Below are 22,742 nucleotides of genomic sequence, written 5' to 3' on the forward strand. Positions count from 1 at the left end.
ACGTCTGACGGCAGGAACATCCGGGGCGATTACGCGCGCGTTGTCGCCCCGGACACGATAATGACGCAGAAACTGCGCCCCCGTGAACACGGGACGACAACACGAAAATTTTACGCATTCAGAGGGTACTATGGATTTTGAACAGATTTCCCGCTCGCTGCTTCCGCTTTTGGGAGGCAAGGAAAATATCGCCAGCGCCGCGCACTGCGCCACGCGTCTGCGGCTGGTGCTGGTCGATGATTCGCTGGCCGACCAGCAGGCCATCGGCAAAATTGAAGGGGTTAAGGGCTGTTTCCGCAACGCCGGGCAGATGCAGATTATTTTCGGCACCGGGGTGGTGAACAAGGTCTACGCCGCCTTTATCCAGGCGGCGGGCATTAGCGAATCGAGCAAGTCGGAAGCCGCCGACATTGCGGCGAAAAAGCTTAATCCTTTCCAGCGTATCGCGCGCCTGCTGTCGAACATCTTCGTGCCGATTATCCCGGCAATCGTCGCCTCCGGCCTGCTGATGGGCCTGCTGGGGATGGTCAAAACCTACGGCTGGGTTGACCCGAGCAACGCCCTCTACATCATGCTGGATATGTGCAGCTCGGCGGCGTTTATCATTCTGCCGATCCTGATTGGCTTTACCGCGGCCCGCGAATTCGGCGGTAACCCCTACCTCGGCGCGACGCTCGGCGGCATTCTGACCCACCCGGCGCTGACTAACGCCTGGGGCGTGGCCGCCGGTTTCCATACCATGAACTTCTTCGGCCTCGAGATCGCCATGATCGGCTATCAGGGGACAGTGTTCCCGGTGCTGCTGGCGGTATGGTTTATGAGCATCGTTGAGAAGCAGCTGCGTCGCGCGATCCCCGATGCGCTGGACCTGATCCTGACGCCGTTCCTGACGGTGATTATTTCCGGTTTTATCGCCCTGCTGATTATCGGCCCGGCCGGTCGCGCGCTCGGCGACGGCATCTCGTTTGTCCTGAGTACCCTGATTAGCCACGCCGGCTGGCTGGCTGGACTGCTGTTTGGCGGCCTCTATTCGGTTATCGTCATTACCGGTATTCACCACAGCTTCCACGCCATCGAAGCCGGGCTGCTGGGTAACCCGTCCATTGGGGTTAACTTCCTGCTGCCGATTTGGTCCATGGCCAACGTCGCTCAGGGCGGCGCCTGCCTGGCGGTATGGTTTAAAACCAAAGACGTCAAAATCAAAGCCATTGCGCTGCCCTCGGCGTTTTCCGCTATGCTGGGCATCACCGAGGCGGCGATTTTTGGTATCAACTTACGTTTCATGAAGCCGTTTATGGCGGCGCTGATCGGCGGCGCGGCGGGCGGCGCGTGGGTCGTGTCAGTGCACGTCTATATGAGCGCAGTCGGCCTGACGGCGATTCCCGGCATGGCTATCGTGCAGGCCAGCTCGCTGCTGAACTACATTATCGGTATGGTCATCGCCTTTGGCGTCGCTTTCGTCGTCTCTCTGCTGCTGAAATACAAAACGGACGCTGAATAATGTCACTTCCATCACGTTTGCCTGCGATTTTGCAGGCCGTTATGCAGGGCCAGCCGCGCGCGCTGGCCGATAGCCATTATCCCCGCTGGCACCATGCGCCGGTCACCGGGCTGATGAACGACCCCAACGGCTTTGTCGAGTTTGCCGGGCGCTATCACCTGTTCTACCAGTGGAACCCGCTCGCCTGCGATCATAAGTTCAAGTGCTGGGCGCACTGGAGTTCAGACGATCTGCTGCGCTGGCGGCATGAGCCTATTGCGCTGATGCCGGATGAAGAGTACGACCGCAACGGCTGCTACTCCGGCAGCGCGGTGGATAACAACGGTACGCTCACCCTGTGCTATACCGGCAACGTGAAGTTCGACGATGGCGGCCGAACCGCGTGGCAGTGCCTGGCGACGGAAAACGCCGACGGCACCTTCACTAAGCTCGGCCCGGTCCTGCCGCTGCCGGAGGGGTATACCGGCCACGTCCGCGACCCGAAAGTCTGGCGGCATCAAGACCGCTGGTACATGGTGCTGGGGGCGCAGGATCGGCAAAAGCGCGGTAAGGTGCTGCTGTTCAGCTCCCCGGACCTTCATCAGTGGCGCAGCGAGGGCGAAATCGCCGGTGACGGCATTAACGGCCTGAGCGACGCAGGCTATATGTGGGAGTGCCCGGATCTGTTTGCGCTCGGCGACCAGCATATTCTGATCTGCTGCCCGCAGGGGATTGCCCGTGAAGAAGAGCGCTTCCTCAATACCTATCCGGCGGTGTGGATGGCCGGTGGTTTCGACTACGACCGCGCCGCGTTCAGCCACGGCGAACTGCGCGAGCTGGACGCCGGATTCGAGTTCTACGCCCCGCAGACCACGCACACCCGCGATGGCCGCCGCCTGCTGGTCGGCTGGATGGGCGTCCCGGACGGCGAAGAGATGCGCCAGCCGACGCTCACTCATGGCTGGATCCATCAGATGACCTGCCTGCGCGAGTTGGAATTTATCGACGGTCAGCTCTACCAGCGTCCGCTGCGCGAGCTGACCGCCCTGCGCGGGGAAGCGCACGGCTGGCAGGGGAACGCCCTGCCGCTGGCGCCGATGGAAATCGCGCTGCAAACTGCCGCCGACGACGCGCTAAGCCTTGATTTCGGCGGCGCGTTAACCCTCGAGCGCGACGCCAGCGGGATCCGACTGGCGCGACGCAGTCTCGCCAGCGACGAGATGCACTATCGCTACTGGCGCGGCGAGGTCCGCACGCTGCGGATTTTCATCGATCGGTCGAGCGTGGAGATTTTCATTAACGACGGCGAAGGCGTAATGAGCAGCCGCTGCTTCCCGGCTTATCCGGCGCAGCTGATTTTCTCCGGTAGCGCGCCGGATGCATTCTGCTACTGGCCGCTGCGCGCATGCATGGTAGAATAAGCGTTTTGCTTTCAGGCTCATGGCGTCGTAATGAAAACCAAACGCGTAACCATTAAAGATATCGCCGAACTGGCGGGCGTTTCCAAAGCGACCGCCAGCCTGGTGCTGAACGGGCGTGGCAAAGAGCTGCGCGTGGCGCAGGAGACGCGCGAGCGCGTGCTGGCGATTGCCCGCGAGCAGCACTATCAGCCGAGCATTCACGCCCGCTCCCTGCGCGATAACCGCAGCCACACCATCGGCCTGGTGGTGCCGGAGATCACCAACTACGGCTTTGCGGTCTTTTCCCATGAGCTGGAGATGCTGTGCCGCGAGGCGGGCGTCCAGCTGCTGATCTCCTGTACCGACGAAAACCCCGGTCAGGAGAGCATGGTGGTCAATAACATGATTGCCCGTCAGGTCGACGGGTTGATCGTCGCCTCCTGTATGCACGCCGATGCCGACTATCTCAAGCTCAGCGAACAGCTGCCGGTGGTGCTGTTTGACCGCTACCCGAATGAAAGCGCCCTGCCGCTGGTGATGACCGATTCAATTACCCCGACGGCGGAGCTGATTGCCCGCATCGCGCCTCAGCATCGCGATGAGTTCTGGTTTTTAGGCGGCCAGCCGCGCCTGTCGCCCTCCCGCGATCGTCTGGCCGGGTTTACGCAGGGTCTGGCCCAGGCGGGTATTGAATTGCGCCCGGAGTGGGTGATCAACGGCAACTACCATCCCAGCTCCGGCTATGAGATGTTCGCCGCCCTCTGCGCGCGTCTGGGTCGGCCGCCAAAGGCGCTGTTTACCGCCGCCTGCGGGCTGCTGGAAGGGGTGCTGCGCTATATGAGCCAGCACCATTTGCTCGATTCAGACATCCACCTGGCGAGCTTTGACGATCACTATCTCTACGATTCGCTGTCGCTGCGTATCGATACCGTCCAGCAGGACAACCGCCAGCTGGCCTGGCACTGCTACGATTTGATAAGCCAGCTGATTGACGGCAACACGCCCGAGCCGCTACAGCGCTACCTGCCGGCGACGCTGCAGTTTCGGCATCGTTGATACTACGGAGGTTTAAAAGGTTATCGAAACGCGTTAACGGACTATTTGTCTTGCCGCGTTGAAAATGCAGTGGCACCGGACGCGTTAAAGCCACGACTTACGTAGTCTCAAAATCTCTTCTGGCGCGCCTTCAAATATGAAAGGATTAAAAAACATCCTTCCCCAGAAGAGTTTTCTGTCCACTTCACTTAACCCCACCTCATCGCCGAGGGCTTTCCAGTTCATATGGACCGTATCGAGATAATGGGCAATAAGCTCAATGGCTTCACGTCTGCTCAGTAAAAAACGGTCGGCAGCCGACAGGCAAACCGCAAGGTTACTCATCCGATTTTCGCCTACGATCAGCATAGCCTGTGTGGCTTCATTGCCGGCTCTCCCTTGAGGACAAATGTCATATGCAGGCGTCAGGCTAAGCCTTTTACCATCCCAAAATGCCGCATGGTTTCTGGCATGATCGTCGGTATTACCACAAATAATGTTAAAAACAAGTCGCCCAAACAGCTCCCGCAGCGTCTCTTTAGGGGCACTAAAACGCTGACGTATAATGTCCGCCAAATCTTCATAGCTCGCATATCTTGCCATTATTTCATCAAGACCAAAGATAGTCAGCGCTGACACCATCAGGCGGCGTTGCCAACCGGTCTTGCTTTGGACGCGATCAAAACGCTCGATAAGCAAAACATCTTTACCAGTAGTATGGCGAAAGAGAACAGGCGCAACATTCAACCCAACGCAGCCTGCCAGGCGCATGGCGATATATTCGCCTTTAACAACATTATAGGTATCTGTTGAAGAAGAAAATTTAGCGATAAATTTACGATTCCCAAATTCGATCATCGCTTTTGGTCGTGCTCCACCGAGTGAAGTGCCGTGAAATAACGCCTGTTCAAGATCGACGGTTAACGGTATACCGTTTTCCACCATCGACGCTGCCTGCATAAGCTCTTCAAGCGATACTCCTCGGGCCGCGCGTGGAACGTACTCCGTCGCAGAGCGCTGAAAATCAAGACCACCAATCCGATCGGAACCGGACTCAAGTAAGTAGGTCATTTCATCCAGGGTGTTGGGATCGGTATCTCTGCCTTGTGCGCCCATCAGTCGGTTCAGAATAACTCGCCGCCCCCAGGCATCAGGAGCTCCATCGCGTAACGCGCCAGCCATTTGCAAACCAGGGGCAGGTACCATTGCGCCTCTGACTAAAGGAAGCTCCGGCACATAAACCGCTATCGCCTCTTTCCGCTCCAGATAACTGCGGCCGTAGTTGAAAATAAACCGACCGTTGTCTCTGCTTAACACTCCGGCGACAACGGGTTCTGTTGCTCCAGGCAGCCAGATCCAGACATACACTTGCTCAAGGCTATTTTCAGAAGTCATCATTTATCACCTTCCTTGAGTGATGAACCGCACGCGGCATTAATGACAGCGTTTTCTCTGCATTAGCAATATGTAACGCCAGAGCAGAACTATCTGGCGTAAACAGCGGCACGCCCACTATTGTCGCCAGTTCAAATACCGCGCCAATCGCACATCCCATATCGCCTTCCTCAGCACGATAAACCAGCCCACGCGACACGCCAGCACGTTCTGCCAGCTCCTCGATAGTGAGTCTGGATTCTATGCGCGCGGTGCGGATCATCATTCCCAGCAACCGTGCTGCATCGCGACTGTAACGAGAGTAGGTTCGGGTTGACGGCTTTGCCATAATGCTTCTCTTGTCTTATTAATAGAACTTAGTTAGCGATTATAACCTGTTTATAGAACACTACAAATGAGCCAACTCAGTCATTCCAAAGAGCTCATGTCCCATAAAAAAAACAGAAATGGCTATTACGCCCCATTAATAGAACACGTTCACGCATCCAGGCCCGCGATACGCACCAGATGAACGGTGAGCCATAACAGCTCGTTGCCGCCGAGGGTGATATCGAGCTGGGCTTTGACGTAATCGCGGATCAGCAGCGCGCAGCGGTACGCCTCCGGATACTCCTTAATCACCTGCACCAGCAGAAAACTGTCCCGCGCGCCGTCCAGCTCTCCCTCTTGTAGACGCTGGAGGAAAAACTGCATATGGACCAGAAAACGCGAGTAGTTAATCGAGTCGGTGTCTATCGGCTGTTTAAAGTGATACTGCACGAGATTAAAAATATCCTTCAGCATCTTCACCGACTGCATGGTTTGCGCCACGTCGTCGCCCTCGCTCTGGCCGTTTACCAGATGAAAGGCGATATTCCCGGCTTCCTCCTCCGGCAGTTCAATCCCGTACTGCTGGCGAATAATCGTTACCGCCTCGCTGGCGACGCGGAACTGCTGCGGATAAAAACGCCTGACTTCCGGCAGCAGGCGATTTTGAATGGCGATCCCTTTGCGGCTGCGCTCGATGGCAAAGGTCAGGTGGTCGGCGAGGGTAAAGAAAATCTGCTCGCGAACCTTGCTGGCGAGCTGCATATTGGCGCGGGAAATAATCATCGCCGCCATTTCAATGACCTCATCCGGAATGGCGGAGAGCGCCTCAAGATAGCCGCTGCGCGCGCCGAGCGCCTGGGTCACGAACAGCTTCTCAATCTTCTCCGGGGCGATCTCATCCCCGGGTCTGCTGTTGAAGCCAATGCCTTTCCCCATGACGATAACCTCCCTGCTATCGTCATCCATAGAGAGCACCAGGCTATTATTGAGCACCTTCTGAACAATCATCTCTGCGACTCGTCGTGGTTGCCGTTTTGCGCGATGACATCCTTATACCACCAGAAGCTGCGTTTGCGGATCCTTTGCAGGCTTTTCAGGTCATCCTCGCCGCGATCGACATAAATAAAACCGTAGCGCTTGGCGTATCCCTGATGGGTGCTGACCACGTCAATCGCCGCCCACGGGCAGTAGCCCATCAGCTCGACGCCGTCGGCTATCGCCAGGCGCATTTGCTCAATATGCGCCTGTAAGAAGGCGATGCGATAGTCGTCATTTACCGTCCCATCAGGCGCCAGCTTATCCGGCGCGCCCATGCCGTTTTCGCTAATCAGAATCGGCAGGCCGTAGCGTTCGCACACTTTACGCAGCGTCAGGCGCAGCCCCACCGGATCGACCACCCAGCCGTAGGGGGTTTTGCCAACCCACGGGTTTTCCGCCGGACGATAAACCCCCTCTTCGCCCAGCATAATTTGCTGGTCCCCGGCGCGGGGCGCAACGTCGCCGCCGTCGCCCCGGCTGGCGGCAATGGTAGCGGTCGAGTAGTAGTTAATGGCGATAAAGTCCGGCCTCCCCTGCTGCAAAATCAGCGCATCTTCCGGCTGCAGCTCCGGCGCGAGGCCGCGATCCTGCATATAGGCCCACGCCAGGGCGTTGTAGCGGCCATGCGCCGCAACATCCAGAAAGCTCCAGCAGCGCAGCGTCTCCCAGTTATGCGCGGCGATGGCGTCCTCAGGCTTACAGCTTTCGGCGTACATCGACGTGGTGTTTATCGCCGGGCCGATGCGCAGCCCGGGGAACTCGCGGTGGCACAGGGCGAAGATCTGCGCCTGGGCCAGCATCATATGATGATTCTGCTGGTACAGCGCCTTCTTGTCCGGCAGTTCGCGATCCGCTGGCACGCCAATCGCGCCGGGATGGAGGATCATGGTGTTCTGTTCATTGATGGTCAGCCAGAGCGGAACTTTGGCGGCAAATTCGCTGAACAGGAGCCTGGCATAGCGCACGAATGCCTCCCCGGTTTTGCGGTTCAGCCAGCCGCCTTTAAGCTCCAGCGCCCACGGCAGGTCGAAGTGGTACAGCGTGACGATGGGGGTGATGCCATGGCGGGTCAGGGCGTCGATCAGGCGGTGATAAAACGCCAGCCCGGTCGGATTCACCGGGCCATCGCCGTCAGGTATCACCCGCGACCAGGCCACCGAAAAACGGTAGGCCTTCAGCCCCATCTGCGCCATCAGCGCGACGTCCTCCTCCACGCGATGATAGTGGTCGCTGGCGATGCGGAAGTCCGCCGTTCCCGGCGGATGGCTGAGCATATCGACCACCGAAGGGCCTTTACCCTCTTCATTCCACGCGCCCTCGACCTGATAGGCTGAGGTGGACGCGCCCCACAGAAAACCGTCCGGGAACTGCGCTTTCTTTTGATAAATCATGCCTGCGCCTCCTTAGCGGATTGCACCATCAGTTGCTCCCCGTAATCGACCTGCGCGGCGGCAGTCAGGCGCAGTGAGTGCTGCTCGTCGCCGTTGACCACAATCACCGGGGTGATCAGGTCATACCCGGCCTGCTCGATGGCGGGAATATCAAAGCGGATTAGCTCCTGTCCCGCTTCCACCCTATCGCCCACCTTCAGCGTAGAGCTAAAGTGCTGGCCGTTAAGATTAACGGTGTCGATACCGATATGGATCAGCAGCTCAAGACCGCTGTCGCTCTGCAGGCCAACGGCGTGGCACGACGGCAGAAACATCATCACCGTGCCGCTAAACGGCGCGCGCAGTACCCCTTCCTCGGGACGAATCGCCAGGCCCTCGCCCAGCAGGCCGCCGGAAAAGACGTCATCGTTCACTTCGCTGAGCGCCACCACCTGGCCGCGCAGCGGGCTGAATACTTCCGTCTCCCCCTCGTTTTTCGGGCTCACCGCAGGCTGCGGCGCCTCGCCCACTTCCTCTTGTTCCTCAGGAACGTCTTTAAAAGCGATAAACCAGGTCAGAGTAAAGGTCACCACGATGGAGATCGCGCAGGTTACCAGCGCATGGACGATGTTCATCGGGTTTTCGCCGATAAACGCCGGCAGCGCCGCGAGGCCTGGCGAGACAAACGCGTAGCGCACCAGCCCGCTCACCCCGGCGTAGACCCCGGCGCAGCCGCCGCCGATCATCGCGGCAATCAGCACGCGGCGAAACTTGAGCAGCACCCCGTACAGCGCCGGTTCGGTGATCCCCAGCAGCGCGGTAAAGCCCGACGAAGAGGCCAGCTGGCGCAGGTTGCTATTTTTAGTTTTCAGCGCCACGCACAGCGTCGCCGCCCCCATCGCCACGTTGGACGCCAGCATCCCCGGTCCGTTAATCATCTCGTAACCGCTTTTACTCAGCTGTCCGGTGGCGATCGGCGTCATCGCCCAGGCGGTGCCGGTAATGATCAGGAAGGGCTGCAGGGTGCCCATCAGCATCGGGATCAACCAGCTAGCGTGGCGGTCGATAGCGCCCGCCCCCGCGGCCACCAGGTCGTTAAGCAAAATGCCCGCCGGGCCGACCACCACCAGCGCCAGCGGCGCGGTAATCAGCAGGATCAGCATCGGCTTAACAAAGAATTTAATAATCGACGGCGAGACTTTTTCGGCAAAGCGTTCCACCCACGACATCAGCCACACCGTCAGAATGATCGGCAGCACCGAACCGGCGTAATCGGAAAGCAGGACGTTGATGCCGACAAAATCGACCGCTTTACCGGCCGCCAGCATCTGGCCGATGCCCGGATGCAGCAGCACGCCCGCGAGGGTCATCGCCAGAATCGGGTTGCATTCAAACTTCAGCGATGCGCCGTAGGCCAGCAGCACCGGTAGGAAGAAGAAGGCGGCGTCGGCAATAATATTCAGCAGCTGATACGTCGAGCTGGTCTCGCTAATCACCCCGGTGAGCTTGAGAATAGCCAACAGCGCTTTAATCATCCCCGCGCCGGTAATCGCCGGGATCACCGGGGTAAAGGTGGTCGAAATAACGCTGATAATCCGTGCGACGATGCCGGCCGGCTTCGCATTTTTATCGCCGCCTGCCGGGACTTTTTTCTCCGGCAGCGCCTTATTGAGCCGCCGGTAAACCTGCTGCACCTCGTTACCGATCACAATCTGGAACTGGCCGCCCTTCTCCACCACGCTGATCACGCCGGGGAGGGTGCCAATCTGCGCATCGTTTACCTTTGCGCGGTCGTTGAACTCCATGCGCAGCCGGGTGGCGCAATGGGTGAGCATACGGATATTCTCCGCACCGCCCACCGCGTGGAGGATTTTGTCTGCTGTTTCGTTATAGTTCATAGTGTTCCCTGGTGTTGGGGCAAAAAAAAAGACCAAAACAGAGACGCTCCCCTTGGCGGGAGAGCATTTCTATTTTGGTCTTGCCTGCTTTCGCAGTAGCACGCCATCATAAAAATGGGTTATTTCGGCGGATTATCTAAGCGCCCCTGCGTAATGACAATGGCAACCGAACAAAAATGTGAGCTGGATTAAGTAAATTCTTAACTAAATATCAACCGAGGGCCTGCTGGCATAGCCAGCTCTGCAATAGCTTACCGTTGGGGGTCATATCACTATCCTGACGTACGCAAAGATAATAATCCCGGCCATCATCAATTGCCGCATCGAAGATTTTCACCAACTCGCCGCTCTTCAGATAGGGAGCGATCAGCGGCTCGCGCATGAGCGCGCAGCCCAGCCCGGCCTGCACGCCCGCGAGGGTCAACAGGCCATCCTCAAACAGCGGCCCGGTCGAGCGCGGCGGGCGCTTCACTCCCTGCTGTACAAACCACTGATTCCAGGTCGTGCGCTCCTCGTCGTGCAGCAGCGGCATCTGCAACAGCTGTTCCGGGGTATCAATATGCCCGTGCAGGCGTAAAAAGGCCTGGCTGCATACCGGCACCATTTTGCCGGAAATCAGCTTTTCGCTTTGATAGCCCACCCAGTGACCGTTGCCAAAGCGGATCGACATATCGGAAGCGTCGCTAAGATAGTTGCGATGGTTGGCGTAGACCACGTTGATTTCGGTATGCGGATTGGCGTGCACGAATGACGGCAGGCGGGGAATAAACCAACCCATGCCAAACAGCGGGATCAGGCTGATCGTCACCTGCTGGGTTTGCACCTGCTCGACCAGATGCTCGGTGGCCTGGCGCAGCACGTTAAACGCCGCGCGGATCGAGCGATAATACTCCCGCCCCTGCTGGCTGAGGGTCAGCCGTCGCCCCTGACGTTCGGTGAGCGGGATCTGCAAATAGCCTTCCAGCACTTTGAGCTGATGGCTAACCGCCGAGGGCGATATCGCCAGCTCCTGCGCCGCCAGGGTTACGCTGCCGAGGCGCGCGATCGCCTCGAAGGCGCGCACCGCCCGCAGCGGCGGATCGTTTACCAAAGTACTCTGCGACCAGCTACCCGGCGCCTCCGATTGTTCTGTTTTTTTCATATATTGATTTTCTTAGCGCATTACGCTATCCAGCGATTTATTAAATTATATTTAAAATCATAATGTTAGTTAACCACACATTTATAATAAGAAAGAATATATGCGTATTTTACAATTTAATTCATTTGTTGGATGGTAGCTATTATTTGAGCATCTTGTCGGAACAATCAGTTGGACACACTCATACAACAAATCATCAACGGGGTCATGCTCGGCAGCATCTACGCCCTGATCGCGCTCGGCTATACCATGGTGTACGGCATCCTGCGCATTATTAACTTTGCCCACGGCGACATTCTGATGGTCGGCGCGTTGACCACCCTTTCCGGGATGCACGCCCTGAACGCGCATTTCCCCACTCTGCCGCCGCTGGCGCAGCTCGGGCTGGCGCTGCTGCTGGCCATGACGGTCTGCGCCCTGCTGGCGATGGCGGTCGAACGCTTTGCCTACCGCCGCCTGCGCAACGCCCCGCGCCTGGCGCCGCTGATCTCCGGGATCGGCGTCTCGGTGCTGCTGCAAACCGTGGCGATGATCGTCTGGTCGCGCAATCCGCTGATGTTCCCGCAGATCCTGCCAATGGATCCGATCGCCGTGACCCACGGCAGCGCAGCGCATCCTCCGGCTCTCATTACCGTCACCGGTATCGTCACCGTCGCGCTGGCCCTCACGGTGATGCTTGGCCTGTGGCTGCTGGTGGAATACACCCGCTTAGGCCGCGGTATGCGCGCGGTAGCGGAAAATCCACGCATCGCTACGCTAATGGGCGTTAACCCTAACGCGATTATCGCCCTCACTTTCGCCATCGGCGGCGTATTCGCCGCGCTGGCTGGCGTGATGATGGCCAGCAACTACGGCAGCGCTGGTTTCTCCATGGGCTTTCTGCCCGGCATTAAAGCCTTTACCGCCGCGGTGCTCGGCGGCATCGGCAATATTCGCGGCGCGATGATCGGCGGCCTGCTGCTGGGGCTTATCGAATCCCTCGGAGCGGGCTATCTCGGCGACCTGACCCACGGCGTCTTCGGCAGCAACTACCAGGATATTTTCGCCTTTATGGTGCTGATCCTGGTGCTGGTCTTCCGCCCGGCCGGTTTGCTCGGCGAACGCGTCGCGCACCGGGCTTAGGAGAAAAATCATGACAACGCTACAACTCGATACTCCTGCCGTCTCCCGCCGCTTCTGGTCCGGGATGACCCTGTTGGTCTGCGCGCTGCTGGTGGCGCCGATGGTCGCCAGCCAGCTCGGCGGCAACTACTGGGTGCGGGTCATCGACTTCGCCCTGCTCTACGTTATGCTGGCGCTGGGGCTGAATATTGTGGTCGGCTATACCGGCCTGCTGGATATGGGCTTTATCGCCTTTTACGCCGTCGGCGCGTATTTGGCGGCGCTGCTGGCTTCTCCGCATCTGCTGGACGTCTTCCCGATTTTAAATAGTTGGTTTCCGGACGGCCTGCACACCTCCTGGCTGGTGATTATTCCGCTCGCCGCGCTGGTGGCGGCAGGCTGCGGTATCGTGCTGGGCGCGCCGACGCTGAAGCTGCGCGGCGACTATCTGGCGATTGTCACCCTCGGGTTCGGCGAAATTATCCGCATCCTGATGCGCAACCTCGACCGTCCGGTCAACATCACCAACGGCGCAAAAGGCATCTCCGGGGTCGATTCGCTGAATCTGTTCGGCCTCAAGTTTAGCGGCGTTTATCACTGGTTCGGCTTTAAAGTCCCGGCGCTGTGGCTGTGGTACTACCTTCTGATGCTGGTGATTGTGGCGATTATTTTCGTCTGCCTGCGGCTGCAGCATTCGCGCATTGGCCGCGCCTGGCACGCCATCCGCGAGGATGAAGACGTCGCCCGGGCGATGGGCATCAACCTGCGTAACTACAAACTGCTGGCTTTCGCTATCGGCGCCTCATTCGGCGGCGTGGCGGGCGCGCTGTTCGGCGCATTTCAGGGCTTCGTTTCGCCGGAATCCTTTACCCTGCAGGAGTCGATTGCGGTGCTGGCGATGGTGGTGCTGGGCGGGATGGGGCATATCCCCGGCGTGATCCTCGGCGCGGTGCTGCTGACCGCGCTGCCGGAGCTGCTGCGCAGCCAGGCGGCGCCGGTACAGCAGGCGCTGTTTGGCGAAGTGCTGATTGACCCGGAAGTGCTGCGCCAGCTGTTCTACGGCCTGGCGCTGGTGCTGGTCATGCTTCTGCGCCCGCAGGGCATCTGGCCCGCGCGACATCAAGGAGCGAAAGCATGAGCCTGTTAAGCGTATGCCATATGACTAAGCGTTTCGGCGGTCTGAAGGCGGTCGACAACGTATCGCTGAGTATTAATCAGGGTGAAATCTACGGCCTGATCGGCCCCAACGGCGCGGGGAAAACCACCTGCTTTAACCTGATTACCGGCCTCTACCCGGCGGACAGTGGCGAGTTCGCTATCGGTGGCGAAGCCTATTTTCCGAGCAATATTGAGAAAGTGACCGCCGCGGGCATCGCCCGCACCTTCCAGAACGTGCGGCTGTTTAACAACATGTCGGTACTGGAGAACGTTATGGTGGGCCGCCACGTCCGCACCCGCAACGGCCTGTGGGCCGCGATCTCCCGTCATAAACGCGCCCGCGCCGAGGAGACGCAAACCCGCGAGCTGGCCTGGCACCTGCTGGACTATACCGGCATCTCGCAGTTCGCCCACTATCGCGCCTGCGACCTCGCCTACGGTCACCAACGGCGGCTGGAGATTGCCCGCGCGCTGGCCACCGAACCGCGCCTGCTGGCGCTGGATGAACCGGCGGCCGGAATGAACGCCGCCGAGAAGATGGCCCTTGGCGAACTGCTGCTGCGCATTCGTGACGACGGCAAAACGCTGCTGATGATTGAGCATGACGTCAAGCTGGTAATGGGGATCTGCGATCGCCTGATGGTGCTGGATTACGGCAAAACGTTAACCAGCGGCACGCCGGATACCGTACGCCGCGATCCGGCGGTGATCGCCGCCTGGCTGGGAGGCAATATCCATGTCTGATTTATTAACCGTCAACCAGCTTAGCGTCCACTACGGCGGCATCCAGGCGGTGCGCGACGTCTCATTCAGCGTTAAAGAGGGCGAGCAGACCACGCTTATCGGCGCCAACGGCGCGGGCAAAAGCTCCACCGTGCGCGCCATTACCGGGCTGGAACCCTTTAGCGGTGAAATTTTGTTTAACGGCAAGCCGATCCGCAAACATCGGGCCGAATCCCTGCTGCGCGAAGGACTGGTGATGGTGCCGGAAGGACGCGGCATCTTTGCCCGCATGACGGTGCTGGAAAACCTGCAAATGGGCGCCTGGCTCCGACGCGACGCGGCGGCGGTAAAGCAGGAGATGGGCGCCATCTTCGCTAATTTCCCGCGCCTCGCCGAACGCCAGCATCAGCTGGCGGGGCTGCTCTCCGGCGGTGAACAGCAACTGCTGGCGCTCAACCGCGCCCTGCTCAGCCAGCCGCGCCTGCTGATCCTCGACGAGCCGTCAATGGGCCTGGCGCCGCTGATGGTCGAGAACATTTTTCGCGTTATCGCCACCCTGCGCCAGCGCGGCGTCGCGCTGCTGCTGATCGAGCAGAACGCACGTCTGGCGCTGGAGGCGACCGACAGCGCCTGGGTAATGGATAGCGGCAGCATCGTCGAGCGCGGTCCGTCGCAGACGCTGCTGGCCGACGATCGTATTGCACAGATTTATTTGGGCGAAATGTCCGTTTAACACACCAACCAGCATCAGGGAAAAACAATGAAAACCGTAAAAATCAGCGCGCTCAGCGCCGCTATTCTGCTCAGTGGTTTTGCCTCATCCGCCGCGTGGTCCGCGGCCAGCGAAACCGTTATTATCGGCCTGGCTGGCCCGCTCACCGGCCCTTCCGCGCGTATCGGCAAGGATCTGGAAAACGGCGCGCAGCTGGCGATTGACGATATCAACAAGCAGCACCCGACCATCGGCGGCAAGGCGGTAACCTTCAAGCTGCAGTCGGAAGACGATCAGTCCGACCCACGCACCGCCGTTGCCGTCGCCCAGCGTCTGGTGGACAGCGGCGTCGCGGGCGTCGTCGGCCACTGGAATACCGGCACCAGCATTCCCGCTGCGCGGGTTTACCACGATGCGGGCATCGCCCAGGTCGCGCCGGTCGCCACCGGGCACGCCTACACCAAACAGGGCTTCGACACCAGTTTCCGCGTGATGGGCCACGACGATGACGGCGGCCAGTTTGCCGGACAGTACGCGGTACAAACCCTGAAGGCCAAACGCATCGCGGTCATCGATGACCGTACCGCCTTCGGCCAGGGGCTGGCGGATGAGTTTATTAAGTCGCTGGAAGCACAGGGAATCAATATCGTCGATCGCCAGTACGTCGATGACAAAACCGTCGACTTCAGCGCCGTGCTGACCGCGATCCGCAGCAAAAACGCCGACCTGATTTTCTTTGGCGGCGTCGATAGTCAGGCCGCCCCGCTGGCGCGCCGCATCAAACAGCTGGGCATGAACGCTACCCTGATGGGCGCAGGTGGCTTCGTTAGCCAGACCTTCCTCCAGCTGGCGCAGAAAGAGGGCGACGGCGTGGTGGCGCTGGAGCCGGGACTGCCGGTCGAGCGGATGCCGGGCGGTAAAGCCTTCGAGCAGGCCTACCAGTCGCGCTATCACACCCATATCGAACTGCACGCGCCGTTCGCCTATGACGCTACCCGCGTGCTGGTCGCGGCGATGGAAAAAGCCGACTCCGTCGATCCCGCCGACTATCTGCCCGCCCTGCGCGCCATTAACTACGCCGGCGTGACCGGACAAATCGCCTTTGATAAAGAGGGCAACCTGAAATCGCCAACCTTTACCGTTTATAAAGTCGTCGAGGGCAAATGGCAGCCGCAAACCGTACTCGGCGGCGCAACAACGCAGTAACGCAGTGAGGCAATGTGATGAGTGATCATAATGAGCTGGGCATTCTCGCCCGCCGCAAAATTGAAGCAGAAATAATCAAGCCGATTTACGACATCCTGGTACGCGAGATAGGTAAGGCTCGCGCCCAGGCGGTCATCGGCGAAGCGATTGAAAACGCCGCCATTGAGGCGGGAAAAGCGTTTGCCCGCCAGGAGCCTGACGGCGCGGATATTCGCAGCTTTGTCGCGCTGCAGTATCTGTGGGAGAAAGATAATGCCCTGGAGGTCACGGTGCTGGACGCCGACGACCAGCAGTATAACTACAACGTAAACCGCTGCCGCTACGCCGAGATGTATCACGAAATGGGCCTCGGCGAGATTGGCCACCTGCTCTCTTGCGCCCGCGACGATAAATTTATCGTCGGCTACGCCCCGGACGTGGAGCTGACCCGCACCACCACCATCATGGAGGGCGGTAAGTGCTGTGACTTCCGCTATCGCGTGCAAAAGGACAAGTCATGATAACCGTCAACGGCGCACGTCTGTGGTCGACGCTCAACGAGATGGCGCTGCTCGGCGCCACGCCGGCAGGCGGCGTGACCCGGCTGGCGCTCAGCGAAGAGGATCGTCAGGCGCGCGACCTGCTGCGCCAGTGGGCGCGGGAAGCCGGCTTTCCCTGCGAAGTCGACAGCATGGGCAATATGTTTATTCGCCGCGCCGGTAAAAATTCGCAGTTAGCCCCGGTGCTGACCGGTTCCCACGTCGACTCCCAGCCGCTCGGCGGCCGCTATGACGGCATTTACGGCGTCCTCGCCGGGCTGGAGGCGCTGCGCACGCTGAACGATCGCGGCATTGAGACCGAACGCGATATCGTGCTGGTGAACTGGACCAACGAAGAGGGTGCGCGCTTTGCCCCGGCGATGCTGGCATCCGGCGTGTGGGCCGGGCAGTTTAGCGAAGATTTCGCCCTCGCCCGTATAGACCGCGACGGCATCAGCGTTAGCGCGGCGCTGGAGGCTATCGGCTATCGCGGGGAATGTCCGGCCGCCGCCTTCCCGCTCCACGCCTGCTACGAAGTGCATATCGAACAGGGGCCGATTCTGGAAGAAGAAGGCGTTGATATCGGCCTCGTTCACGCGGCAATGGGCCAGCGCTGGTTCAACGTCACCCTGGAGGGCTTTTCCGCCCACGCAGGCACCACGCCGATGGGCAGCCGCCGCGACGCGCTGACCGCTTTCGCCGAGTTGGCGCTGGCGGTGGAGCATATCGGTATCGCCCATAATCCCGACGGGCGCGCGACTATTGGGATGGCGCAGGTCATACCGGGCTCGCGCAACGTGGTGCCGGGACGCGTGGCGTGCAGCGTCGAGTTTCGTCATCCGCAATCCCCGGCGCTGGAAGCCATGGAACGGGAACTGCATCGCGCCGCTGAAGCGCTGGCGGCGCGGGGCGTGGCGGCAAACGTCGAGCGCATTTTTGATTACGCGCCCATTGCCTTTGATGGCGAGTGTCTGGCGCGCAGCCAGCGAGCGGCGGACGAACTGGGCTATAGCGCGCGAACCATGGTCTCCGGCGCCGGTCACGATACCTGCTATATCAGCAAGGTCGCGCCCGCCAGCATGATTTTCATTCCCTGCGAGAAGGGCATTAGCCATAACGAAGCGGAGAACATTCTGCCGGAATGGGCGGAGAAAGGGGCGAACGTGCTGCTCAACAGTTTACGTCTTGCCGCGGATGAGTCCGCTTGCGGCGCGGCATAAACGCGACATGGCCCACGGCAGTACAGGCCGTGGGCTATTGCCGATTAATGCTTTTTGCGGTTGCGGCGCATATCGATAGTCACCGCCGCGACGATAATGATGCCTTTGATAATATCCTGCACGTAGGCGTCGACGCCGACAAAGGTAAAACCGCTTTTAATCAGGCCGAGGATCATCGCGCCGATTAAGGTCCCGGTGATGCGCCCCACCCCGCCCATCAGGCTGCTGCCGCCGATAACCGCCGCGGCGATAGCATCCAGTTCGTAGGACATGCCCATGCTCGACTGCCCGCTGCTGACGCGCGCCGCCAGCACCACGCCAGCGAGGCCGGAGAGCGCCCCGGCGATGGCATAGACGATCACCAGGTATTTATTCACGTTGATACCGGAGACCTTGGCCGACGTCATGTTACCGCCGATAGCGTAAACGTATTTACCGTAGCGGGTATGCTTCAGGGCAATATGGAACACCGCGGCGACGACGAAGAAAATAATCACCGGCATCGCCCCCTGGCCGATGGCGGTAAAGCTGTCGGATAAGAAGCTGATGGGGTTGCCCTGAGTGTAATACTGCGCCAGACCGCGCGCCGACACCATCATCCCAAGCGTCGCGATAAACGGCGGGATGCCGGTGCGGGTCACCAGAAAGCCGTTGGTTAAGCCGCACAGCAGGCCGACGCCGATACCGGCGCCAATCGGGATAATCGCCGGCATATTGACCAGCGACGGGAACATCGGCGACAGGCTATCGGAGGTTTGCGCAAGGCTTGCCGCCACCACGGCGGCGAGCGCGATCACCGACCCGGAGGAGAGATCAATGCCGGTGGTAATAATGACCTGGGTGACCCCGACCGCGATAATACCGATAATCGCTACCTGTAAAACAATTAATATCAGGCGATTGGTGTTTAATAAAAAGGACTGGTCGCGGACGTACCAGCCGGCAATTTCAAAAGTCAGGGCAATCACCAGCATGACGATAAATATCCCGGTATCTTTCGGCAGCCGGTGGCGTAATTGCCCAAAGAAAGAGGGTTTCTCAGTGATCGGGGTTGCCGTTATTTTCATATTGCTCATTCTCTGTGCCTCAATGGGATGCCAACGACAAAATGGTTTCCTGGTCGGCATCCTCTTTATCGAGGATGCCGGTAATACGCCCTTCGTGCATAACCATCACCCGATCGCTCATCCCGAGAATCTCAGGTAATTCTGAAGAGACCATAATCACCGCCACGCCGCGGTTGGCCAGCTCGCTGATCAGATGGTAAATTTCCGCTTTTGCCCCGACGTCGATTCCGCGCGTCGGCTCATCGAGGATCAGTATTTTCGGCTGCGCCAGCAGCCAGCGGGCAATCAGTACCTTCTGCTGATTACCGCCGCTGAGGTTATTAATAATCTGATCCATGGTGGGGGTTTTAATATTCAGGCGGCGGATCTGCTCCATGCAGTCTTCGGCCATTTTGAGGTGCTGAACAAAGCCGGTTTTACCGATATATTCCGGCATTTTGACGATGCTCATATTCTCCAGCACCGACAGCACGAGAAACAGCCCGGACTTTTTCCGGTCTTCCGTCAGCAACGCCATCCCTTTCTCAATCGCCGTCGAAGGCGAATCAATATTGACCGGCATCCCATCAATCAGCACTTCGCCGCTATCGGCTTTCTCCATGCCGAACAGGCTCTCCATCACTTCGCTGCGCCCGGCTCCCACCAGCCCCGCCACGCCGAGGATTTCGCCGCGGCGGACGCTAAAGTTGATATCGTGAAACGCCCCCTTGCGCGATAGATTGCGGACGGTCAGCACCTCTTCGCCAATAGCGTTATTGAACTTGGGAAAGAGCTGGGTGAGCTCCCGGCCGACCATCTGGGTAATCAGCGACTGGCGGGTAAACTCGGTGGTCTGTTTACTGCCGACCCAGGTGCCGTCGCGAAATACGCTGATCTCATCGGTAATCGCGAAAATCTCATCCATTTTATGGCTGATATAGATAATGGCTTTTCCCTGCTGGCGTAAATCGCGAATAATGGTAAACAGATGCGCCACTTCGCTCTCGGTTAACGCCGAGGTCGGCTCATCCATAATCACAATATCCGCGTTCCACGAAACCGCTTTGGCAATTTCCACCATCTGCTGGGAGGCGATACTTAACTCCCCCACCAGCCGGTCGGCGGATAATCGGATATTCAATTTATCCAGCAGATCCTGCGTCTGACGGGCAAGCTGGCGATGATCGACAAAACCATATTTCATCGGCTCGCGGCCGAGCCAGATATTTTCCGCCACCGTCATGTGCGGCACCAGGTTCAGCTCCTGGTGGATCATCGAGATCCCGGAGCGCAGCGCGTCCATCGTATCCTGAAACTGGACCGGCTCCCCTTTAACGCGGATCGCGCCCTTATCGGGACGGTAGATCCCGATAAGGCATTTCATCAGCGTGGATTTTCCGGCGCCGTTTTCGCCCATCAGCGCGTGCACCGTCCCCGGGCGCACGCGTAATGAGACGTTGTCGAGCGCCTTCACGCCGGGGAAGAATTTGCTGATCCCTTCGGCTTCAAGTGCAAAAGCGTTCATACTTCACCTCCGTACCCTGAGCGACTATTTCTGGTTGCGATTGACGAACTCAGCCATGTTGTCTTTGGTGATCAGCTGGTAAGGGACGTCAATGATCTTTTCCACTTTCTCGCCGTTGGCCAGCTTAATGGCGGCATCCACCGCGCCTTCGCCCTGCCCTTTGGCATCCTGGAAAATCGTGGCGATCATTTTGCCGTTTTTGAGCATTTGCAGGGCATCGGGCGTCCCGTCCACGCCGGCAATCAGGATATGGTTCGGGTTTTTACCCAGCGCCTGCAGCGCGCCGATCGCCATTTCATCGTTGTTGGAGGCGATGGCCTGAATGTCTTCGCCGCTGGTCATCCAGTTGCTGACCACGTCAACGGCGTCGTTACGGGTAAATTTAGCGGTCTGCTTCTGCACGATTTTGATATCCGGGTACTTCGCCACCACCTCTTCGACGCCTTTGGTGCGGTCACGGGTCGATTCATTCGCCAGGTCGCCGAGCAGAATGGCGACGTTACCTTTGCCGTTCATCGCTTTGGCTAACGCTTCCATCTGTAAGCGCCCCGCCAGCACCGAGTCGGAGCCGACGTAGGCCATTTTGTCGGTCAGCTGCGCCTGCGGGCGGCGGTTAACAAAGATCAGCGGAATGCCCGCTTTGGTCGCCTGGTCCATAATCGGTTTGACCGCGTTGGTATCCACCGGGTTGACGATAATCGCGTCGACGCCCTGGCCAATAAAGTTCTGTACCTGCTGTAGCTGCTGGGAGACGTCGCCTTTGGCATCTTCCACCTGCGCCTTAACGCCGTCTTTTTGCATCTCTTTTTGCATGGCGGTGCGCAGAATCGTCAGGAAGTTGTCATCGAAAAGCGCCATCGAAACACCGACCGAAATATCTTTCGCCATCACGACCGCTGGCAGCATGCAGGCTATCAAAGAGGCAACAACCGTTTTCTTGATGTTCATAGTTGATCCTTTATTTTCAGGTGCATCGGTTAGGTAAGGTAAAATGAAAAAATAGTTTCATTAATCGTGCGCTAAGCGCCTGCTTTTTCAGCTTTTCGAAAAAACGGCCTGCGCGCTGGCGCCTTTTTCACGGGTGATCGAAATCACAAAATTCAGTTGTTTTAAAATGGTTTTTTGAAACATCAGTCCATTTGTCGCGAAAGAAAAATTCCAGACCATTTATTTCATTAACAACACATATGAAACTTTTATAAGTAAATAACTGAAATGAAAATTTTAAAACTACGCGTTAACAGAACTTTGACACACATCTAACATTGACGCATAAACGCGCAAAAAATGAGAGGCAGGCGACGGTTTGCCGCGCGGCGCGCCGATAGCGGCAGCGGTTTGAAACGGGGTATCAGATACGGGGTTAAAAGGGGATATTGTCACGCGGACCGCGAGCGTTCAGTCGACGTTTTCAGCGCTGTAAAGGATAAATTCGACCTTGCCGTCGCTAAAGAGATGCGGCTGATAGCCGGTTTCCAGGTGACGCAGAGCCAGCTCCACCGCCAGGCGGGCATGCTGATGGGCATGCTGATCGATCGTCAACGCCATTCCGCCCTGCGCCAGCTGTTCACGGGTGGTGCGGTAACGTTCATGGGTGATCCAACAGCACTCGCCGTAGCGGCGGTGGCGAGCCAGCGCCTGCGCCACCTGCGTGTTGCCCAGCCCGGTATTGTAGATGCCCACCACGTCGCGGTTGCGGCGCAGGGCCTCTTCCAGCAGGCGGTCGATCCGCTGCCGGTTGTCCTCCCCCGCCAGCACCTCGCCGAGCTGCAGATGCGGAAAGCGCTGGGTTATCACCTCGCGGAATCCCTGAATACGCAAACGATGGGCGCTGAAGTCCTGGCGTCCGCTGAGCATCAGCACTTCTCCAGGCCGATGCGCCATTAATCCCATCATCCTGCCCGCGGTGCGGCCAGCCTGCTGCTGATCGATGCCGACGTGGCAAAGCCTTTGCGCGCCGGGCAGATCGGTAACCAACGTAATCACCGGCACGTTCGCCTCGCGGCACTGGCGCAAAGCCTCGTAGACCAGCGGATGTTCGTTGCCAAAGACAATCAGCGCATGGCGCTTTTTGCTGCTGCGGATAATGCTTTTCGCCAGCTTTTCCGGCGCGGACTCCGCCACCAGCGTACGGTGCAGCGTCAGTCGGCGATAGCCAAGGCTATCCGCCACGTCGGCGAAATCCTGCGTCAGGCGGGTGAAAAAGCGCGAATCGTTACCGCTGAGAAACACTTCTATTTGCCACGGGAGACGGCGCTCTTCCGGCAGAATGCGCTTCAGCCCGGCTTCCCGTGCGGCCTGCAGCACCTTACGCGTGGTTTCCGGCGACACGCCGCCGCGTTCGTTAAGCACCCGGTCAACGGTTGCTACGCCCACGCCAATCCGTTTAGCCAGCGCCTCCAGCGACATGCTTTTCATCGTTTCCCCCATGATGGAAATCCATCAAAACGCCTGTGTCGGTCAGTGT

General features: G+C 58.8%; 20 protein-coding genes. 10 read left to right on the top strand and 10 right to left on the bottom strand.

What is annotated here, in order from left to right:
* Positions 1 to 130 precede the first annotated feature (130 nt).
* From CMQ96_RS06750 to CMQ96_RS06760, 3 genes are read left to right on the top strand one after another with little or no spacing between them, the layout of a single operon-like run.
* Positions 131 to 1,501: a sucrose-specific PTS transporter subunit IIBC gene (locus CMQ96_RS06750; protein WP_098066329.1), complete on the top strand. Its 1,371-nt coding sequence runs from the start codon at positions 131 to 133 to the stop codon at positions 1,499 to 1,501.
* Positions 1,501 to 2,901 (top strand): sucrose-6-phosphate hydrolase, encoded by a 1,401-nt coding sequence (locus CMQ96_RS06755; protein ID WP_098066333.1) that lies wholly within the window; start codon positions 1,501 to 1,503, stop codon positions 2,899 to 2,901. Before CMQ96_RS06750 ends, CMQ96_RS06755 begins: the two co-directional genes overlap by 1 nt.
* A gap of 30 nt (positions 2,902 to 2,931) precedes the next feature.
* On the top strand, positions 2,932 to 3,936 hold the full coding sequence (locus tag CMQ96_RS06760; RefSeq protein WP_004135287.1) for a LacI family DNA-binding transcriptional regulator: 1,005 nt from the start codon (positions 2,932 to 2,934) through the stop codon (positions 3,934 to 3,936).
* Between the two features lie 84 nt (positions 3,937 to 4,020).
* Here the strand turns inward: CMQ96_RS06760 and CMQ96_RS06765 are convergent, their stop codons facing one another.
* The 6 genes from CMQ96_RS06765 to CMQ96_RS06790 all read right to left on the bottom strand — a co-directional run bounded on the left by CMQ96_RS06765 (position 4,021) and on the right by CMQ96_RS06790 (position 11,066).
* Positions 4,021 to 5,310, bottom strand: a complete 1,290-nt coding sequence (locus tag CMQ96_RS06765; RefSeq protein ID WP_098066559.1) for a type II toxin-antitoxin system HipA family toxin — start codon at positions 5,308 to 5,310, stop codon at positions 4,021 to 4,023.
* Entirely contained in the window at positions 5,300 to 5,638 is a 339-nt protein-coding gene (locus CMQ96_RS06770; protein ID WP_024358898.1) for a helix-turn-helix domain-containing protein, read from the bottom strand. The genes CMQ96_RS06765 and CMQ96_RS06770 overlap by 11 nt, the downstream gene beginning before the upstream one ends.
* Positions 5,639 to 5,787: 149 nt before the next feature.
* Entirely contained in the window at positions 5,788 to 6,627 is an 840-nt protein-coding gene (licT, locus tag CMQ96_RS06775; RefSeq protein WP_024358899.1) for a BglG family transcription antiterminator LicT, read from the bottom strand.
* On the bottom strand, positions 6,624 to 8,048 hold the full coding sequence (locus CMQ96_RS06780) for a glycoside hydrolase family 1 protein (protein ID WP_049088982.1): 1,425 nt from the start codon (positions 8,046 to 8,048) through the stop codon (positions 6,624 to 6,626). Before CMQ96_RS06780 ends, licT begins: the two co-directional genes overlap by 4 nt.
* Positions 8,045 to 9,925, bottom strand: coding sequence for a beta-glucoside-specific PTS transporter subunit IIABC (locus CMQ96_RS06785; RefSeq protein WP_098066336.1), 1,881 nt, complete (start codon positions 9,923 to 9,925; stop codon positions 8,045 to 8,047). Before CMQ96_RS06785 ends, CMQ96_RS06780 begins: the two co-directional genes overlap by 4 nt.
* Positions 9,926 to 10,136: 211 nt before the next feature.
* Positions 10,137 to 11,066 (bottom strand): LysR substrate-binding domain-containing protein, encoded by a 930-nt coding sequence (locus CMQ96_RS06790; RefSeq protein WP_098066339.1) that lies wholly within the window; start codon positions 11,064 to 11,066, stop codon positions 10,137 to 10,139.
* Between the two features lie 171 nt (positions 11,067 to 11,237).
* On the opposite strand from CMQ96_RS06790, the gene CMQ96_RS06795 reads away from it, so the two are divergent.
* The 7 genes from CMQ96_RS06795 to CMQ96_RS06825 are packed head-to-tail and all read left to right on the top strand — an operon-like array spanning position 11,238 to position 17,704.
* Positions 11,238 to 12,188: a branched-chain amino acid ABC transporter permease gene (locus CMQ96_RS06795; protein ID WP_004135279.1), complete on the top strand. Its 951-nt coding sequence runs from the start codon at positions 11,238 to 11,240 to the stop codon at positions 12,186 to 12,188.
* A 10-nt stretch (positions 12,189 to 12,198) separates the two neighbouring features.
* Complete coding sequence (locus CMQ96_RS06800; RefSeq protein WP_004135278.1) at positions 12,199 to 13,305, top strand: branched-chain amino acid ABC transporter permease; 1,107 nt, start codon at positions 12,199 to 12,201, stop codon at positions 13,303 to 13,305.
* Entirely contained in the window at positions 13,302 to 14,069 is a 768-nt protein-coding gene (locus CMQ96_RS06805; RefSeq protein WP_098066342.1) for an ABC transporter ATP-binding protein, read from the top strand. Before CMQ96_RS06800 ends, CMQ96_RS06805 begins: the two co-directional genes overlap by 4 nt.
* Entirely contained in the window at positions 14,062 to 14,781 is a 720-nt protein-coding gene (locus CMQ96_RS06810; protein ID WP_098066345.1) for an ABC transporter ATP-binding protein, read from the top strand. Before CMQ96_RS06805 ends, CMQ96_RS06810 begins: the two co-directional genes overlap by 8 nt.
* A gap of 27 nt (positions 14,782 to 14,808) precedes the next feature.
* Entirely contained in the window at positions 14,809 to 15,966 is a 1,158-nt protein-coding gene (locus CMQ96_RS06815; RefSeq protein ID WP_064411389.1) for a branched-chain amino acid ABC transporter substrate-binding protein, read from the top strand.
* Between the two features lie 17 nt (positions 15,967 to 15,983).
* Complete coding sequence (locus tag CMQ96_RS06820) at positions 15,984 to 16,466, top strand: L-2-amino-thiazoline-4-carboxylic acid hydrolase (RefSeq protein ID WP_004137832.1); 483 nt, start codon at positions 15,984 to 15,986, stop codon at positions 16,464 to 16,466.
* Positions 16,463 to 17,704: a Zn-dependent hydrolase gene (locus CMQ96_RS06825; RefSeq protein WP_064371467.1), complete on the top strand. Its 1,242-nt coding sequence runs from the start codon at positions 16,463 to 16,465 to the stop codon at positions 17,702 to 17,704. The genes CMQ96_RS06820 and CMQ96_RS06825 overlap by 4 nt, the downstream gene beginning before the upstream one ends.
* Positions 17,705 to 17,748: 44 nt before the next feature.
* On the opposite strand, the gene CMQ96_RS06830 is transcribed toward CMQ96_RS06825, so the two are convergent.
* From CMQ96_RS06830 to CMQ96_RS06845, 4 genes are all read right to left on the bottom strand, one after another.
* Entirely contained in the window at positions 17,749 to 18,771 is a 1,023-nt protein-coding gene (locus tag CMQ96_RS06830) for an ABC transporter permease (RefSeq protein WP_170873311.1), read from the bottom strand.
* 19 nt (positions 18,772 to 18,790) lie between these two features.
* A complete protein-coding gene (locus tag CMQ96_RS06835; protein WP_004130130.1) occupies positions 18,791 to 20,275 on the bottom strand; it encodes a sugar ABC transporter ATP-binding protein in 1,485 nt (494 codons plus the stop codon).
* 24 nt (positions 20,276 to 20,299) lie between these two features.
* Positions 20,300 to 21,223, bottom strand: coding sequence for a sugar ABC transporter substrate-binding protein (locus tag CMQ96_RS06840; protein WP_004848507.1), 924 nt, complete (start codon positions 21,221 to 21,223; stop codon positions 20,300 to 20,302).
* Between the two features lie 450 nt (positions 21,224 to 21,673).
* Positions 21,674 to 22,693 (bottom strand): LacI family DNA-binding transcriptional regulator, encoded by a 1,020-nt coding sequence (locus CMQ96_RS06845; RefSeq protein ID WP_049088998.1) that lies wholly within the window; start codon positions 22,691 to 22,693, stop codon positions 21,674 to 21,676.
* Between the last annotated feature and the right edge of the window lie 49 nt (positions 22,694 to 22,742).

The organism is Klebsiella sp. MBT K-1 (genome assembly GCF_002556465.1).
GTDB lineage: Bacteria > Pseudomonadota > Gammaproteobacteria > Enterobacterales > Enterobacteriaceae > Klebsiella > Klebsiella grimontii.

What these genes read in the sequence shown, in the direction of transcription:
- CMQ96_RS06750 (WP_098066329.1), top strand. Translation starts at nt 131, where the DNA reads ATGGATTTTGAACAGATTTCCCGCTCGCTGCTTCCGCTTTTGGGAGGC.
- CMQ96_RS06755 (WP_098066333.1), top strand. Translation starts at nt 1,501, where the DNA reads ATGTCACTTCCATCACGTTTGCCTGCGATTTTGCAGGCCGTTATGCAG.
- CMQ96_RS06760 (WP_004135287.1), top strand. Translation starts at nt 2,932, where the DNA reads ATGAAAACCAAACGCGTAACCATTAAAGATATCGCCGAACTGGCGGGC.
- CMQ96_RS06765 (WP_098066559.1), bottom strand. Translation starts at nt 5,310, where the DNA reads ATGACTTCTGAAAATAGCCTTGAGCAAGTGTATGTCTGGATCTGGCTG.
- CMQ96_RS06770 (WP_024358898.1), bottom strand. Translation starts at nt 5,638, where the DNA reads ATGGCAAAGCCGTCAACCCGAACCTACTCTCGTTACAGTCGCGATGCA.
- licT (WP_024358899.1), bottom strand. Translation starts at nt 6,627, where the DNA reads ATGATTGTTCAGAAGGTGCTCAATAATAGCCTGGTGCTCTCTATGGAT.
- CMQ96_RS06780 (WP_049088982.1), bottom strand. Translation starts at nt 8,048, where the DNA reads ATGATTTATCAAAAGAAAGCGCAGTTCCCGGACGGTTTTCTGTGGGGC.
- CMQ96_RS06785 (WP_098066336.1), bottom strand. Translation starts at nt 9,925, where the DNA reads ATGAACTATAACGAAACAGCAGACAAAATCCTCCACGCGGTGGGCGGT.
- CMQ96_RS06790 (WP_098066339.1), bottom strand. Translation starts at nt 11,066, where the DNA reads ATGAAAAAAACAGAACAATCGGAGGCGCCGGGTAGCTGGTCGCAGAGT.
- CMQ96_RS06800 (WP_004135278.1), top strand. Translation starts at nt 12,199, where the DNA reads ATGACAACGCTACAACTCGATACTCCTGCCGTCTCCCGCCGCTTCTGG.
- CMQ96_RS06805 (WP_098066342.1), top strand. Translation starts at nt 13,302, where the DNA reads ATGAGCCTGTTAAGCGTATGCCATATGACTAAGCGTTTCGGCGGTCTG.
- CMQ96_RS06810 (WP_098066345.1), top strand. Translation starts at nt 14,062, where the DNA reads ATGTCTGATTTATTAACCGTCAACCAGCTTAGCGTCCACTACGGCGGC.
- CMQ96_RS06815 (WP_064411389.1), top strand. Translation starts at nt 14,809, where the DNA reads ATGAAAACCGTAAAAATCAGCGCGCTCAGCGCCGCTATTCTGCTCAGT.
- CMQ96_RS06820 (WP_004137832.1), top strand. Translation starts at nt 15,984, where the DNA reads ATGAGTGATCATAATGAGCTGGGCATTCTCGCCCGCCGCAAAATTGAA.
- CMQ96_RS06825 (WP_064371467.1), top strand. Translation starts at nt 16,463, where the DNA reads ATGATAACCGTCAACGGCGCACGTCTGTGGTCGACGCTCAACGAGATG.
- CMQ96_RS06830 (WP_170873311.1), bottom strand. Translation starts at nt 18,771, where the DNA reads ATGAAAATAACGGCAACCCCGATCACTGAGAAACCCTCTTTCTTTGGG.
- CMQ96_RS06835 (WP_004130130.1), bottom strand. Translation starts at nt 20,275, where the DNA reads ATGAACGCTTTTGCACTTGAAGCCGAAGGGATCAGCAAATTCTTCCCC.
- CMQ96_RS06840 (WP_004848507.1), bottom strand. Translation starts at nt 21,223, where the DNA reads ATGAACATCAAGAAAACGGTTGTTGCCTCTTTGATAGCCTGCATGCTG.
- CMQ96_RS06845 (WP_049088998.1), bottom strand. Translation starts at nt 22,693, where the DNA reads ATGAAAAGCATGTCGCTGGAGGCGCTGGCTAAACGGATTGGCGTGGGC.